This window comes from Actinomadura madurae (assembly GCF_900115095.1).
Classification (GTDB): Bacteria; Actinomycetota; Actinomycetes; order Streptosporangiales; family Streptosporangiaceae; genus Spirillospora; species Spirillospora madurae.
In genome coordinates this window covers 73,189-87,150 of sequence record NZ_FOVH01000020.1, presented here as the reverse complement: position 1 = coordinate 87,150, position 13,962 = coordinate 73,189, and the positions used below count along the sequence as shown (strand labels likewise).

Annotated in this window: 18 protein-coding genes; 5 read left to right on the top strand and 13 right to left on the bottom strand. The window is 73.9% G+C overall.

The window, feature by feature from the left end; genetic code table 11:
• The first annotated feature begins 3 nt into the window (after positions 1–3).
• Both BM339_RS39410 and BM339_RS39405 read left to right on the top strand, forming a co-directional pair.
• Entirely contained in the window at positions 4–1,473 is a 1,470-nt protein-coding gene (locus BM339_RS39410) for a dihydroorotase (RefSeq protein WP_075024186.1), read from the top strand.
• Between the two features lie 22 nt (positions 1,474–1,495).
• On the top strand, positions 1,496–2,284 hold the full coding sequence (locus BM339_RS39405) for an IclR family transcriptional regulator (protein WP_021596820.1): 789 nt from the start codon (positions 1,496–1,498) through the stop codon (positions 2,282–2,284).
• Here BM339_RS39405 and BM339_RS39400 read toward each other — a convergent pair.
• Positions 2,269–2,997, bottom strand: a complete 729-nt coding sequence (locus tag BM339_RS39400; RefSeq protein ID WP_021596819.1) for a phosphodiesterase — start codon at positions 2,995–2,997, stop codon at positions 2,269–2,271. The genes BM339_RS39405 and BM339_RS39400 overlap by 16 nt on opposite strands.
• Before the next feature lie 47 nt (positions 2,998–3,044).
• Here BM339_RS39400 and pdxR point away from each other — a divergent pair, with 47 nt between their 5' ends.
• Positions 3,045–4,481 (top strand): MocR-like pyridoxine biosynthesis transcription factor PdxR, encoded by a 1,437-nt coding sequence (gene pdxR, locus BM339_RS39395; RefSeq protein ID WP_075024185.1) that lies wholly within the window; start codon positions 3,045–3,047, stop codon positions 4,479–4,481.
• Positions 4,482–4,567: 86 nt separating this feature from the next.
• Here the strand turns inward: pdxR and BM339_RS50350 are convergent, their stop codons facing one another.
• The 11 genes from BM339_RS50350 to BM339_RS39340 form a co-directional block, all read right to left on the bottom strand.
• A complete protein-coding gene (locus BM339_RS50350) occupies positions 4,568–4,891 on the bottom strand; it encodes a hypothetical protein (RefSeq protein ID WP_021596817.1) in 324 nt (107 codons plus the stop codon).
• A gap of 120 nt (positions 4,892–5,011) precedes the next feature.
• Positions 5,012–5,599: a TIGR03086 family metal-binding protein gene (locus tag BM339_RS39385; protein ID WP_075024184.1), complete on the bottom strand. Its 588-nt coding sequence runs from the start codon at positions 5,597–5,599 to the stop codon at positions 5,012–5,014.
• Positions 5,586–6,068, bottom strand: coding sequence for an SRPBCC family protein (locus BM339_RS39380; RefSeq protein WP_024935119.1), 483 nt, complete (start codon positions 6,066–6,068; stop codon positions 5,586–5,588). The genes BM339_RS39385 and BM339_RS39380 overlap by 14 nt, the downstream gene beginning before the upstream one ends.
• Positions 6,001–6,396, bottom strand: a complete 396-nt coding sequence (locus tag BM339_RS39375) for an ArsR/SmtB family transcription factor (protein ID WP_021596814.1) — start codon at positions 6,394–6,396, stop codon at positions 6,001–6,003. The genes BM339_RS39380 and BM339_RS39375 overlap by 68 nt, the downstream gene beginning before the upstream one ends.
• 120 nt (positions 6,397–6,516) lie before the next feature.
• The gene (locus BM339_RS39370; protein ID WP_021596813.1) at positions 6,517–7,311 is read right to left on the bottom strand and encodes an SDR family NAD(P)-dependent oxidoreductase; all 795 of its coding nucleotides are present in this window, start codon (positions 7,309–7,311) and stop codon (positions 6,517–6,519) included.
• Positions 7,312–7,338: 27 nt separating this feature from the next.
• Positions 7,339–9,447: an MMPL family transporter gene (locus BM339_RS39365; protein ID WP_075024183.1), complete on the bottom strand. Its 2,109-nt coding sequence runs from the start codon at positions 9,445–9,447 to the stop codon at positions 7,339–7,341.
• A 1-nt stretch (position 9,448) separates the two neighbouring features.
• The gene (locus tag BM339_RS39360) at positions 9,449–9,661 is read right to left on the bottom strand and encodes a hypothetical protein (protein WP_143118779.1); all 213 of its coding nucleotides are present in this window, start codon (positions 9,659–9,661) and stop codon (positions 9,449–9,451) included.
• Between the two features lie 90 nt (positions 9,662–9,751).
• Positions 9,752–10,426 (bottom strand): response regulator, encoded by a 675-nt coding sequence (locus BM339_RS39355; RefSeq protein ID WP_021596810.1) that lies wholly within the window; start codon positions 10,424–10,426, stop codon positions 9,752–9,754.
• Positions 10,423–11,562 carry a sensor histidine kinase gene (locus tag BM339_RS39350; RefSeq protein WP_075024181.1) on the bottom strand — a complete coding sequence of 380 codons (1,140 nt, stop codon included), beginning with the start codon at positions 11,560–11,562 and terminating at the stop codon, positions 10,423–10,425. The genes BM339_RS39355 and BM339_RS39350 overlap by 4 nt, the downstream gene beginning before the upstream one ends.
• A 129-nt stretch (positions 11,563–11,691) precedes the next feature.
• Positions 11,692–12,372, bottom strand: coding sequence for a permease prefix domain 1-containing protein (locus tag BM339_RS39345; RefSeq protein WP_075024180.1), 681 nt, complete (start codon positions 12,370–12,372; stop codon positions 11,692–11,694).
• Positions 12,369–12,692, bottom strand: a complete 324-nt coding sequence (locus tag BM339_RS39340) for a PadR family transcriptional regulator (protein ID WP_021599466.1) — start codon at positions 12,690–12,692, stop codon at positions 12,369–12,371. Before BM339_RS39340 ends, BM339_RS39345 begins: the two co-directional genes overlap by 4 nt.
• 114 nt (positions 12,693–12,806) lie before the next feature.
• On the opposite strand from BM339_RS39340, the gene BM339_RS39335 reads away from it, so the two are divergent.
• Positions 12,807–13,250, top strand: coding sequence for a hypothetical protein (locus BM339_RS39335; RefSeq protein ID WP_021599465.1), 444 nt, complete (start codon positions 12,807–12,809; stop codon positions 13,248–13,250).
• A 5-nt stretch (positions 13,251–13,255) separates the two neighbouring features.
• Positions 13,256–13,510, top strand: coding sequence for a DUF3817 domain-containing protein (locus tag BM339_RS39330; protein WP_075024218.1), 255 nt, complete (start codon positions 13,256–13,258; stop codon positions 13,508–13,510).
• Here the strand turns inward: BM339_RS39330 and BM339_RS39325 are convergent.
• A complete protein-coding gene (locus BM339_RS39325) occupies positions 13,498–13,953 on the bottom strand; it encodes a MarR family winged helix-turn-helix transcriptional regulator (protein WP_075024179.1) in 456 nt (151 codons plus the stop codon). The genes BM339_RS39330 and BM339_RS39325 overlap by 13 nt on opposite strands.
• Between the last annotated feature and the right edge of the window lie 9 nt (positions 13,954–13,962).

Below are 13,962 nucleotides of genomic sequence, written 5' to 3'. Positions count from 1 at the left end.
CTCATGGCGACTACCGAGCTGCTGCTGAAGAACGTGCGGGTGGTCCGCCCCGACGCGCCCGAGGGCACCGAGCCCGAGCTCGCGGACATCGCGGCGAACGACGGCACCATCGTCCGCGTCGCGCCCGGCCTGCCGGACGACGACGCCGCCACCGTGGTCGACGGGGGCGGACGGCTCGCCTTCCCCGGCGTCGTGGACGCCCACCAGCACTGGGGCATCTACAACGACCTCGCCACCGACACCCGCAGCGAGAGCCGCGCCGGCGCCCAGGGCGGCGTCACCACGTCCCTGACCTACATGCGCACCGGGCAGTACTACCTGAACAAGGGCGGGCCGTACCGCGAGTTCTTCCCCGAGGTGCTGGGCGCCGCGCAGGGCAACGCCCACGTCGACTACGCCTTCCACCTCGCGCCGATGATGGCCGAGCACATCGGCGAGATCCCGTACCTCGTCGAGGAGCACGGCGTCACCTCGTTCAAGATCTTCATGTTCTACGGGAGCCACGGCCTGCACGGACGCTCGTCCAGCCAGAGCGACTTCCTCATGACGCCGCCGGACGAGCGCTACGACCTCGCGCACTTCGAGTTCGTCATGCGCGGCGTCCAGAAGGCCCGGGAGCGGCTCGCGGAGTACGCGCCGCACATCTCGCTGTCGCTGCACTGCGAGACCGCCGAGATCATGACCGCCTACACCAGGATGGTCGAGGACGACGGGTCCCTCAGCGGGCTGCGCGCCTACAGCGCGTCCCGCCCGCCGCACTCGGAGGGGCTCGCCGTCACGATCGCGTCCTACCTCGCGCACGAGACGGGCCTGCCCAACATCAACCTCCTGCACCTGTCGTCGGAGAAGGCGCTGTCGGCCGCGCTCACCATGGCGGCCGCGTTCCCGCACGTCGACTTCCGCCGCGAGGTCACCATCGGGCACCTGCTCGCCGACGTCGACACCGCGCACGGACTCGGCGGCAAGGTCAACCCGCCGCTGCGCGACCGCGCCGACGTCGAGGCGCTCTGGCGGCACGTGCTCGCCGGCGAGGTCGACTGGGTCGTCAGCGACCACGCCTGCTGCCGCGACGAGATGAAATTCGGCGCCGACCGCGACGACGTCTTCCTCGCCAAGTCCGGCTTCGGCGGCGCCGAGTACCTGCTGCCGGGGCTCGTCGGGGAGGGGCTCAAGCGCGGCCTGCCGCTCCAGCGCGTCGCACGGCTGACGTCCTGGAACCCGGCCCGCCGCTACGGCCTGCTCCGCAAGGGCGCCATCGCCGAGGGCTACGACGCCGACATCGCGCTGGTCGACCCGGACGCCTCCTGGACGGTCCGCGCCGCCGACTCCGAGTCCGCGCAGGAGTACACGCCGTTCGAGGGGTTCGCCATGACCGCCCGGGTCACCGACACCTTCGTCCGCGGCCACCACGTGTACGCGGGCGGCCGCGTCGCCGGCGACCCGGTCGGGCGCTACCTGCGCCGCGGCCGGTGAGCCCGTTCCCTAGGATCGTCCAGTGACCGATCAGACCGCCGCTCCACCCTCGGGGGGAACCGAGGTCGCCGGGCGCGTCGCGGACGTGCTGCTGCTGTTCGCCGGAGGCCCCGAGCACCTCGGCGTCACCGCGATCAGCCGCGAGCTCGGCATCTCCAAGGCCGTCGTCTACCGCATCCTGCAGTCGCTGGTGTCGCGGGAGATGCTGGAGGCGGGCTCGTCCGGCTACCGGCTCGGGCCCGCCGCCGTCGCCCTCGGCGTCAGCGCGCTGCGCGCCTTCAACGTCCGGCAGGCCGCCGCGCCCGTCCTGCGCCGCCTGCGGGACGACACCGGCGAGACGACCACGCTGTCCGGGCTCGTCGGGGACGAGCGGGTCTACCTCGACCAGTTCGAGAGCCCCCGCGAGGTCAAGATGACCGTCGAGGTGGGCCGGCGCTTCCCGCTGCACGCCGGCTCCTCGGGCCGGGTGATCCTCGCCTTCCTGCCCGAGGAGCGGCGCGAGGCGATCCTGGCCCGTCCGCTGGCGGCGCTGACCGAGCGGACCGTCACCGATGAGGCGGCCCTGCGGGACCAGCTCGCCGCGACGTCCCGGGAGGGAGTCGCCGTCTCCCTCGGGGAACGCCAGGCCGACGCCGGATCCGTCGCCGCGCCGCTCTTCGGCCCGGACGGCGAGGTGCACGGCTCGATCAGCGTGTGCGGCCCGCGGCACCGCTTCACCCCGGAGGCCGTCGACCGCTACCGGACGCTCGTCCGCGACGCCGCCGAGCAGATCACCCGGACCTGGACGACGCACCGCTACACGGTGCGGTAGTGCGTGGTCAGGCGGCCCTCGTCGTCCAGGACGTGGAACGCCAGGCCTGGGGGAGCGCCGTGGTCGGCGATGTCCCCGCCCTGCCAGGGCAGGGTGAGGGTGGACACGACACCCGGCGCGACGAGCAGCGGCCGTCCCGCGAAGGCCGTGGCCGCCGCCGTGTGGGCATGCCCGCACAGCACCGCCACCACCTGCGGATGGCGGGCGATGACCTCGGCCAGGCGCTCCTCCTGGAACTGGCGGATCTCGTCCACGTACGGGATCCCCAGCTTCACCGGCGGATGGTGGAAGCAGACGAACGCCGGTTCTCCGGGCGCCTCCGCGAGCCGCCGGTCGAGCCAGCCGATCGTCTCGTCGTCCAGGAGCCCGTGATCCTCTCCGGGGACGGACGAGTCGCACATCGCGAACGTGGCACCCGCGATCTTGTAGACCCGGTTGACCGGGCCGCCGGTGGGCGGCTCGTCCAGGAGGACCTCCCGGTACGGGCCGCGCACGTCGTGGTTGCCGGGGCACATGAGCACCGGATGCGGGGACGCCAGAACCTTCCGGGCCCGCACGTACTCGGCGGGCTCGCCGTGGTCGGCGATGTCTCCGGTGACGAGGACGGCGTCGACCGGCATGGCGTTCACGTGGTCCATGACCCGCGCGGTGCGCTCGAAGCTCCGGTGGCCGCCGTCCAGATGCGTGTCGCTGAGCTGGGCGATAACAATCATGCCCGCGAATCTAGGCCGCCACCGGACCAGAACTAAGATCCGGTCACATGCCGAAATCCTGGTCCGGTTCCGTCGACCTGCATCTAGACATCGATGCGTCCGGCGGCCGCCGGGCCGGTCTGGAACGCGCCCTCCGCGCCGCGATCGGCACCGGACGCCTCGCCCCCGGCGCACCGCTCCCCTCGACCCGCGCCCTCGCCGCGGAACTCGGCTTCTCGCGCGGCACCGTGAGCGCCGCCTACGACCAGCTCACCGCCGAAGGCCACATCGTCGCCGTCCCCGGCTCCGGCACCCGCGTGGCGGACCACGTGCGCCCCGGGGGCTCTCCGGCCCCGCCGGTCTGGGCCGGACTCGCTTCCGCCGAGGCCGGCCTTCCCGCCTCGGCGGACCGGCCGCGCACGGAGCCGCCGGCACACGATCTGCTGCCCGGACGGCCCGACCTGAGCACGTTCCCGTCCGCGGCGTGGCTGCGATCGACCCGCCGTGTCCTGTCGACGGCGCCGCCCGAGGCGCACGCGCTCACGGATCCGCGCGGCCGTCCCGAGCTGCGCGAGGCGCTGGCCGGCTACCTCGGACGGGCCCGGGGCGTCCACGCCGACCCGGCGCGGATCGTGATCACCTCCGGCTATGCCCAGTCCCTCGGCCTTCTTGCCTCCGTCCTGCGGGACGCGGGCGCGGCCGCGTTCGCGATGGAGGAGCCGGGGCACCCGTTCCACCGTGCGATCGTCCGGCGGGCAGGGATGGACGTCGTGCCGCTCCCGGTGGACGACCAGGGCGCACGACCCGGGGCGCTCGAACGGGCCGGCGCGGCCGTGCTCACGCCGGCGCACCAGTACCCGTCCGGCGCCACCCTCCGCCCGGAGCGCCGCCGCGCCTTCGTCACCTGGGCGCGCGACACCGGTGGCCTTCTCGTGGAGGACGACTACGACGGCGAGTTCCGCTACGACCGCCAGCCCGTCGGCGCCTTGCAGGGGAACGCTCCGGATCACGTCGTCTACGGGGGAACCGCGTCCAAGACCCTGGCCCCCGCGCTGCGCCTGGCCTGGACGGTGCTGCCGCCGCGCCTGGTCGAGCCCTTCGTGGAGGCCAAGCGCCTCGCCGACGCCCACACCCAGTCGCTCGCCCAGCTCGTCCTCGCCGACCTCATCGACACGAACGCCTACGACCGCCACATCCGGGCCTCCCGCCTCCGCTACCGGCGGCGGCGCGACCTCCTGGTGGAGACGCTCCGTGCGCGCGTCCCGCGCGTCCGCGTCGAGGGCGTCGCGGCGGGTCTGCACGCCCTGATCCTGCTCCCGGCCGGCGGTCCGGACGAAGCCGAGACCATGCGCCGCGCCGCGTCCCTCGGGCTGGCCTTGATGCCCCTCCGCGGCCACTGGCAGAACTCCGAGGGACGGCCGCGGGGATTCATCATCGGCTACAGCACCCCACTCGCCGCCGCCTATCCGCCGGCCCTTGACGCGCTGTGCACGGCGCTCGCCTGAGCGGCCGGAGCGTCTCACCGACGGCATGAATCCGCCGTCCCGCTCCATGTGGGCGAGACGGCGGATTCCGCGCGAGGCTCTACCTCTTAGCGGCCGTGGTAGTGGTGGCCGTGGTGGTGACCACCGTGGTGGTGACCGTGGTGGTGTCCGTGGTGCCAGCCGTGGTGGTGGCCGTGCTGGTGGTGGCCGTGGTGGTGACCACCGTGGTGGTGTCCGTGGTGACGCACGCACCTGTGAAGAAGGAAACTCCAGTGCGTCCCGTAGGGGCACGTGTGGGACACCGCGGCCTGGGCCGCGGTCGTCTGCGTGGCGCTCGCCGTCGCGGCGGGCCCGAACGCGGCCAGGCCAGAGGCCATGAGCAGGCCGGCGGCGGTGAGCGCCGCCGAGCGCAGCGGAGTCCGAATCTTCATGCTTCCTCCAGTGGTAAGGGCACCGGGCCCGTGTGTCCTCACCAGCTCTACCCGCACTGTGATCAAGTGACTACAGAGAGCGGGTATAGGGGCGACCCAGAAGCACGCGTTGGAGGTGGGTCACGGGCCGTTCGGACCGGGTTTCCGCCAGAACGGGTCGCGTCCGATGAATCCGAGCATCTGGGTCTGGACATCCGCATCTGCGGGGACTTCGACGCGAGGTCCGTACTGACCGGAAGACCGGAGAACGTCCTCGATCGGCCGCATCCCCTCGAGAAGTTGCGCGCAGAAGCCGGGGTCCAGGCGGTCGTCCTGGCCGGTGGCCCTGGAGAGGTCCCAGGTGTGCATGAACACGTCGGCCGTGTAGAACCGGTCGATCGCGGTGTCCAGCGGAAGGCTGCCGATGTGGGGGTTGGTGAGCTTCCGGTCCGGCGTCTCCGGATCGTCCAGCAGCGCTTGCACGCCGTCGCGGTGAACTCGCCACGCCGCCGCCGGGTCCTCGTCCACGGACGGTCCGCGGGGGAGGTCGATCCCGGCGCCGGAGGCGAGGAACCCGGGGAACCAGTCGGTCAGGTGGCGGACGACGTCGCGCGCGGTCCAGTCCGCGACCGGGGACGGCGCGTCCCAGGACCGGGTGCCGAGGACGCGGTCGGTGAACAGCCCGGCGACCTGCCGGTGCCGCTCGGGCGGGTCATCAGACAGTGCCATCGGCGAACATCCTCTCCAGCTTCGCGTAACCCTGGTCGACACCGACCTCCATGCCGCTGCGCAGCCACGCGTCGCGGCCCTCGAAGCTGTCGACCAGCGACTGCGTCCGCAGCCGTGTCCGGCCGCCCCCGAGGTCGTCGAACCACAGCGTCTCCAGCGCGACTCCATCGGGCTCGCCCTCGTACGTGAAGGTCTGCACGATGCGGCCCGGCCCCACTTCGTGGAAGCAGCCGTGGAAGCCGTACTCCTCGCCGTCCCGCGTCGAGACGAACCGCCAGCTGCCGCCGGTGGTGGCGTCCCAATGCTCGATCCGCGTGCTCATGCCGTCGGGCCCGATCCACCTGGCGAACAGCGCGGCGTCGGTGTGGGCGCGGAGCACCCGGTCGGGCGCCGCCGCGAAGTCACGGGTCATCCGGATGATCGGCAGTTTCGGGTCGGCCTCGATGACCGTCTCTCTGAGATCGCTCACTTTCGTCTCCCTCCATTTCCGCCAGGACGGTGTCAAGGCGGCGGTGGCGCCGCTCCATGCGGCGCCGGTGGCGTTCGATCCAGGCGTCCATCAGGTCGAGGGCGCCGGCCTCCAGGCGCACCGGCCGGGGCTGCGGGCCGCGCGGCCGGCTGACGAGCCCCGCGTCCTCAAGGACCCGCAGGTGCTTGTAGACGGCCTGCAGCGAGATCCGGTACGGCTCGGCCAGCCGGCTCACGGTCGCGTCGCCCTCCGAGAGCCGGGCCACCATGTCGCGCCGGGTCGGATCCGCGAGGGCCGCGAAGACTTGGGACAGCGTGTCCGTGGCCATCGCCCCCACTTTCAACTCAACGGTTGAAACAACGCTACCCCGCAGGCCGCGTGCCTGTAAACCGTGCGGTTGAAAGCCCTGGTCGTAAAGGAAGATGAGGCGCCCGGGGAGAGAGCGGGGTCAGGGGAGGATCGCGTCGATGTAGCCCCCGTCCACCCGGACGGCGCCGCCGGTCGTGGCCGAGGCGTGGGAGGAGCTCAGATAGACGACCATGTTCGCTATCTCGTCCGGTTCGATGAGGCGCTGGAGGAGGGAGTTCGGGCGGTGCTCGGCCATGAAGCGGCGCTGCGCGGCGTCCCAGGGAAGGTCGTCGCCGACGAGGCCGGCGACGAAGTCCTCGACGCCGCCGGTGTGGGTCGGGCCGGCCATGACCGTGTTGACGGTGACGCCCGTTCCGGCGGCGGCCTTCGCGTAGCCGCGGGAGACGGCGAGCAGCGCGGTCTTCGACATGCCGTAGTGCACCATCTCCTCGGGGATCACGACCGCCGAGTCGCTGGCGATGAACTGCACCCGGCCCCAGCCGCGCTCCATCATGCCGGGCAGGTAGAGCCGGGTGAGGCGCACGCCGGACAGGACGTTGACCTCGAAGTACCGCCGCCATTCGGCGTCGTCGAGCTCCAGCACGGGACGCGGCTCGAAGATGCCGAGGTTGTTGACCAGGATGTCGGCGGACGGCAGCTCGGCGAGAAGCGCCCGCGCTCCCTCCGCGGTGGCGACGTCGGCGGCCACGCCGCGCAGGCCGGCGCCGGGCAGCTCGTCCCGGAGCGCCCCGAGGGCCTCGGTGACGCTCTTCTCGGACCGTCCGTTGATCACTGTGGTGGCGCCGGACCGGGCCAGCCCCGCGGCGATGGCCCGGCCGATGCCCTGGGTGGAGCCGCTCACGAAGGCGGTCCGTCCGGTGAGATCGATGTCCATGCGACGATCCTTCCCGAAGCGGCGCCCCTATGCGCGGCCCTCGGCGGGGCGCTCCAGCGCGACCTTCGGCAGGCGCCGGGCGAGCGGCGCGGGCAGCCACCAGGCGTGCCGGCCGAGCAGGCCCATGACGGCCGGGACGATCAGGCAGCGGATGACCACGGCGTCCAGCAGGACGGCCACGGCGAGGCCCAGCCCGAACTGCTGGAGCATGCGGTCGGGGCTGAGCACGAACGCCGCGAACACGACGATCATGATGGCGGCGGCGGCCGTGATGACCTTGCCGGTCGCGGCCAGCCCCTCCCGGACGGCGTGCGACGGGTCCCGCGTGCGCTCCCACTCCTCGTGGACGCGCGACACCAGGAACACCTCGTAGTCCATGGACAGCCCGAACACGATCGCGAAGATCATCACTGGGATGAACGCCTCGATGGGGCCGCTCTGCGCGCCGAACCGGCCGTCCTGGAACACCAGGGTGATCGCGCCGAGGGCGGCCGAGATGGACAGCAGGTTGAGCAGCGCGGCCTTGACCGGGATCAGCAGCGAGCGGAACACCACCATCAGCAGCAGGGCGGACAGGCCGACGACGACGGCGACGAACAGCGGCATCCGCGCCGACACCGAGTCCGAGAAGTCCTGCGCGGCGGCGGTCGGGCCGCCGACCAGGTAGCCGGTGCCGGTGCGGGCCGACAGCGACGGGAGTACCTCCTCGCGCAGCTCGTGGACGAGGGCGGTGGTGGCCTCGTCCTGCGGCGCCGTGGTGGGGTAGGCGATGACGGCGGACACGGCCCCGTCCCCGGACGGCAGCGGCGGTGTCGCGGCGGCGATGCCCGCGGTCCCGGTCAGGGTCTGCCTGAGCGGCCCGGGGTCGCCCTGGGCGACCACGATGAGCGGGCCGTTGAAGCCGGGGCCGAACCCCTCGGCCAGCAGGTCGTAGGCCTGCCTGCTGGTCGTGGACGGGGCGTCGTTGCCGGCGTCGGCGAAGCCGAGGCGCATGTCCAGCGCGGGCGCCGAGAGGGCGAGCAGCGCGGCGACGGCGACGAGCAGCGCGGGCAGCGGGCGGCGCTGGACGGCCGAGGCCAGCCGCCGCCAGCCGCCCTCCCGCGGACGCTCCTTCGCGGCCCGCTTGAGGACGTGGCGCCGGATCCGCTCGCCGAAGACGCCCAGCAGCGCGGGCAGCAGCGTCAGCGACGCCGCCATGGTGACCAGCACGGTCAGGGCCACGGCCAGCGCGACGCCCTGGAGCGACCCGAGGCCGAGCGCGATCAGGCCGAGCAGCGCGATGATCACGGTGCAGCCGGCGAAGAACACCGTCCGCCCGGCCGCGTCCAGGGACCGGCGGGTCGCGGCGGCGGGATCGGCGCCCTCGCGCAGCTCCTGCCGGTACCGGTAGAAGATGAGCAGCGCGTAGTCGACGCCGACGCCGAGCCCGATCAGCATCATGATCGGCGGGGTGAAGTCGGCGACCGTGAAGGCGTGCGAGGCCAGCGCGATCAGCCCGATCGCGCCGCCCACCGCGAACAGGGCGGTGACCAGCGGGAGCGCGGCGGCGACGAGGGAGCCGAACAGCAGCACGAGGATGACCAGCGCGGCCAGCATCCCCGCGCCCTCGGCCCCGCCGCCCCCGCCCTCCTCGGCGCCGCGGACCGGGTCGCCGCCGAGCTCGATCCGCAGGCCGTCGCCGGACGCGGCCCGCGCGGTATCGATGATCTTGGTGACGCGGTCCGCGGGAACGTCCTGCGCCGTCCCGTCCAGCGTGACGGTGGCGTAGCCGATCGTGCCGGACTCCGAGATCGTCAGCGGGCCGACGGCGGCGACCGACGGGAGCCCGCGCACGCCGGCCAGCATCGCGTCGACGTCCGGGCGGTCGCCGGCGAGGCCCCGCGGGTTCTCGGCGACGATCTGGACGGTGGCGCCCGCCTCCCGGGAGCCGTGCTCGGTCATCAGGTCGGCGGCGGCCTGCGAATCGGTCCCGGGCAGCGCGAAGTCGTTGTGGTAGGCGGTGCCGGCGGCCTGCGAGCCGACGGTGATCACCGCGACCACGACGGCCCACAGCGCGAGCGCGGCCCAGCGGTGGCGCTGCGACCAGGCGGCCAGGCGTCCGAAACGGCCGGCCGGGGGAGTGCCGGGGGTGGTCATGTCAACCTCGCTTCGTGATGCGGGCGCCGGCGGCGGCGCCGATCAGGGCGGACAGGACCGGCACGGCGACGAAGGCGGCGAGCAGCACGGGCGTGCCGTCGACGTCGAGCGTGCGGTCCAGGACGAAGGTGAAGAACGCGCCCACGGTCTCGGTCAGCAGGAAGCCCGCGGCCCCGCCGACGAAGAACCCGATGAAGGCGCCGGTGACGTTCATGGCCTCAGCGTCCGGGCGCGGGAGGCCGCCGCGCATCGGCCCGCGGTCGGCATCCGGGCCACCCCACCGGTTGCGGGGCGGGCGGGCCGGTTACCTCCCGGGTCGCATCCAGCGGGGGTTGACCATGCCCGACTCGTAGGCCAGCACGACCAGCTGGGCGCGGTCGCGCGCGTCCACCTTCGCCATGATGCGGCTGACGTGCGACTTGACGGTGGCGGGGCTGAGGACGAGCCGGTCGGCGATCTCGTCGTTGCTCTGCCCGGCGGCGACGAGCAGCATGACCTCGCGCTCGCGGTCGGTGAGGGACCTCAGGCGGGGACCGGGCTCGGGCACCTCGACCCGCCCGGCGAACTCGCCGATGAGCCGCCGCGTGACGGACGGGGTGATCAGCGCGTCGCCGCGCGCCGCGACCCGCACGGCGTGGATCAGCTCGGCCGGCTCGGTGTCCTTCAGCAGGAAGCCGGTGGCACCCGCGCGCAGCGCGCCGTACACGTACTCGTCCAGGTCGAACGTGGTGAGGATGACGACGCGGACGCCGTCCAGTCGCGGGTCGGCGGTGATCCGCCGGGCGGCCTCCAGGCCGTCCATCCGGGGCATCCGGACGTCCAGCAGCGCCACGTCGGGGCGCAGCTCGCGGCAGGCCGCCACGGCCCGCTCGCCGTCGGCGGCCTCCCCGGTCACCGTGATGTCGTCCTCGTCGTCGAGGATGGAGCGGAACCCGGCCCGCACCAGGCCCTGGTCGTCGGCCAGCAGTACCTCGATCACCGTGCGGACACCTCGTTCCGGTAGGGCAGCCGGGCCCGGACGAGGAAGCCGCCGTGCGGCCCGGGTCCCGCGGTCAGCTCGCCGCCGAGGGCGCGGGCCCGCTCCCGCATGCCGTCCACCCCGCTGCCCGCGCCCGGGGCGGCGGCCTGGCCGGGGCCGTCGTCGGCGACCTCGATCAGCAGCTCGCCCCGCCCGTGCTCACCGGGGCCGTGCTCGACGGTCACGGTGACCTCCGCGGCGGCGGCGTGCCGTGACACGTTGGTGAGGGACTCCTGGACGATCCGGTAGGCGGCCAGGCCGACCTCGGTGGGCGGGGCCGCGGCACCGGTGACGCGGCTGTGCACGGTGAGCCCCGCCGACCGCGCGGACCCGATCAGGTCGCCGAGCGCGTCCAGGCCCGGGGCGGGAGCCGTCGGCGCCTCCTCGTCGGCCTGCCGGAGCACCCCGAGCGTCGCGCGCAGGTCGCGCAGGGCGTCCCGGCTGGACTCCTTGATGGCGGCCAGCGCGGCCTCACCCTGCGCCGGGTCGCGGTGGAAGCGGTGCAGCGACGTCCCGGCCTGGACGTTGATGAGCGAGAGGTGGTGCCCGACCACGTCGTGCAGCTCGCGGGCGATGCGGAGCCGCTCCTCGCCCGCGGCGCGCCGCTCGGCCTCCCTCAGATAGGCGAGGCGGCTGTGCCGGACCCAGCCGAGCGCGACCATCGCCACCACCCATCCGGTCAGCATGAACAGCGCGACGCCGTTGACGTCCTCGTTCCCGAGCAGCGTCCCCGTCCCGGTGCAGATCACGGTGAGGGCGGCGAGGACGACGGCCGGCTGGAGCCGGCCGCCCGCCGCGACCATGTAGAGGGCGACGATGAGCGCGATCATCAGGCCGCCGTCGTGGACGCTCGCGACGTAGTACAGCCCGGTCGTGACGAGGGACAGGGCGGCGACGGTCACCGGGTACCGGCGCGCGAAGTACAGCGCCCCGCAGGTGAGGAGGATCAGCGCCCAGCCGAGCGCCGTGCGCGGCCACGGTTCGTCGCCGGCGCCGATGACCGAGTTCAGGCTGCTGACCGACACCACCAGCAGGACACCGCCGGCCAGGGCCGCGTCCCGGACACGGCCGCGCTGCAGGGGACCGCCACCACCCATGCGACCAGCGTAGGCGCGCCGCACGTCCGGCACCGTCCTCCGCCCGGGCTAACGCCCCGGCCCGCACCTGCAACCGCTGGTGTAGGCGGACGCTCCACGGCCGCGACCAGAGGATGATGCGGCGGGGCGTCAGGCGTGGGCGGCGCCGGACCCCGGAAGCCGGGCGCACTCCCGGCAGGCGCGGGACGAGCCCGCGACCACCGCATGGGACGCGGCGGTGAACCCGCCGGAGAGCACCATCAGCGGCCAGTCCCCGGCGAGCGCCGAGGAGACGACCAGGGCGAGCGCGGCGAGGCCCATGGCCACGGCGGACGCGGTGCCGGTCCACGCGACCGCCAGGGGCAGCCGGGCCGGCACCGGCACGCGGCGGGCGACCGGGCCGGTGGCGGCCAGGGTGGCGGCGGCGAGCAGCCCGGCGGTGACGGCGACGCAGGCGACATGGACGGCGAGCAGCCGCAGCGGCCAGCCGTGGCCGGGCCCGGACGCCCAGATCAGCAGCCAGCACAGGGTCAGGAACGGGACGGCCAGCGCGGCGGCGCGGGCCGTGCGGCGGGTCTGGGCGATGGTCAGCTCCCGCTGGCAGCAGGGGGCCAGCTCCTCGGCGGTGCCGAACTCGTGCACCGCCCGGCGGACGGCGTGCTCGTGGGGGAGTCCCGCACCGGCGTGGGCGGCGACGGTGTCGGCGAACCCGTCGCGGATCTCCTCGACCATGCGCGCCTTGGCGCGTGCCGGGCCGCGCAGGGCGCCCGCCAGGGCGGCGGCGTACTCCTCGGCGCACGCCTCGACGGGGTCGGCTCCGGGCGCGGTCATGTGGCCGGGTTCAGGACGGAGCCGATCGCGGCGGTGAACTCGCGCCACGCCGCCCGCTCGTCGGCGAGGGCGCCCCGCCCCGCGTCGGTCAGCTCGTAGCGGCGGCGCCGCCGCTCGCCGACCGCGTCCCAGCTGCTGCGCAGGTACCCGAGCCGCTCCAGCCGCTGCAGTGTCGGGTAGATCGTGCCGGTGCGCAGCTCCAGCGCGCCGCCGCTGCGGCGCTGCACCGCGGTGATGATCGCGTAGCCGTGCAGGGGCCCGTGCTCCAGCACGGCCAGCAGCAGGCCGTCCAGATGCCCGCGCACCGCGTCCGCCCTCATGTCCGTGCTCTCATGATCCGCCCCTCATGAGTAGGCAGCCTACACATGGCCCGCGTAGGCGTGGTACCTATTGGCAGCAAACATATTGAGAGCCGACCTATGGAGGGGCCAGTCATGACCAAGGTGCTGCTGTCCGTGCACGTCCTCGCGGCGATCCTGGCGATCGGCCCGATCGCCGTCGCCGCCTCGGTGTTCCCCCGCTGCGTGCGCCAGGCGGAACCGGGCGACGGGACGGCCGCGTTCCTGCACCGCATCTGCCGCGGTTACACGGTCCTCGGCGCCGCCGTCCCGGCCTTCGGGCTCGCGACGGGCGCGAAGATGGGGGTGCTCACCGACGCGTGGCTGATCGCGTCGATCATCCTGACCGCCATCGCCGCCGCGCTGCTCGCGCTGGCGATCCTGCCCGGGCAGCGCAGGCTGCTCGCCCTCGCGCCCGGCGGGGACGTCCCGGCCTCGGCGGTGGCGCGGCTGGCCGGGCTCACCGGAACGTTCAACCTGCTGTGGGCGATCGTCGTCGTGCTCATGATCGTCCGCCCCGGCTCCACCACGGGAGCGTGAGGCCGGTGCGCGCCCTGCGGATCGCGGCGGCCGCCGAGGCCGTCTCCCTGGTCGTCCTGCTGGTCAACCTGGCCACCGTGCACGCGCCGGCGGTCTCCTCCCTCATCGGCCCGCTGCACGGCACGGCCTATCTCGCCGTGATCGCGCTCACCCTGCTGGAGCCGCCCGTGCCGGGCGCCCGGCTGCGCGCCGTCGTCCCCGGGATCGGCGGCCTGCTCGCCCTGCGGCGGCTCGGCACCCGGGACGCTCAGCCCTCGTAGGTGTGGACGAAGCGGGCGAGGAGGCGGGCGAACTCGGCGCGCTCCTCGCCCGTCCAGCCGCTCATGGCCTTGGCGAAATGCTCCTGCCGGGTGCGGCGGGTGGCCTCCACGACGGCCCGCCCGGCACCGGTCAGCTCCAGGTGGATGCGGCGGCCGTCCTCCTGGGACGCGACGCGGCGGACGTAGCCGGACTTGACCGCCTCGGCGACGATCCGGCTGCCGCGCGAGGCGTCGACGCCGAGCCGGGACGCGACCAGCCCGACGCTCATCTCCTCCCCGGGCCGGTCGGGGCCCTCGTCCACGACGTCCACGACATGCAGGACCTGCACGTCCACGGGGAGGTTGTGGTCGCGGATCGCCGCCTTGCCGAGCCGCTGCCGCGACATGCCCCGGCGCAGCCTGACCATGCTCCGCTCGACCGCGTCCAGTGCCTCGTCGCCCATGGCGGCCAG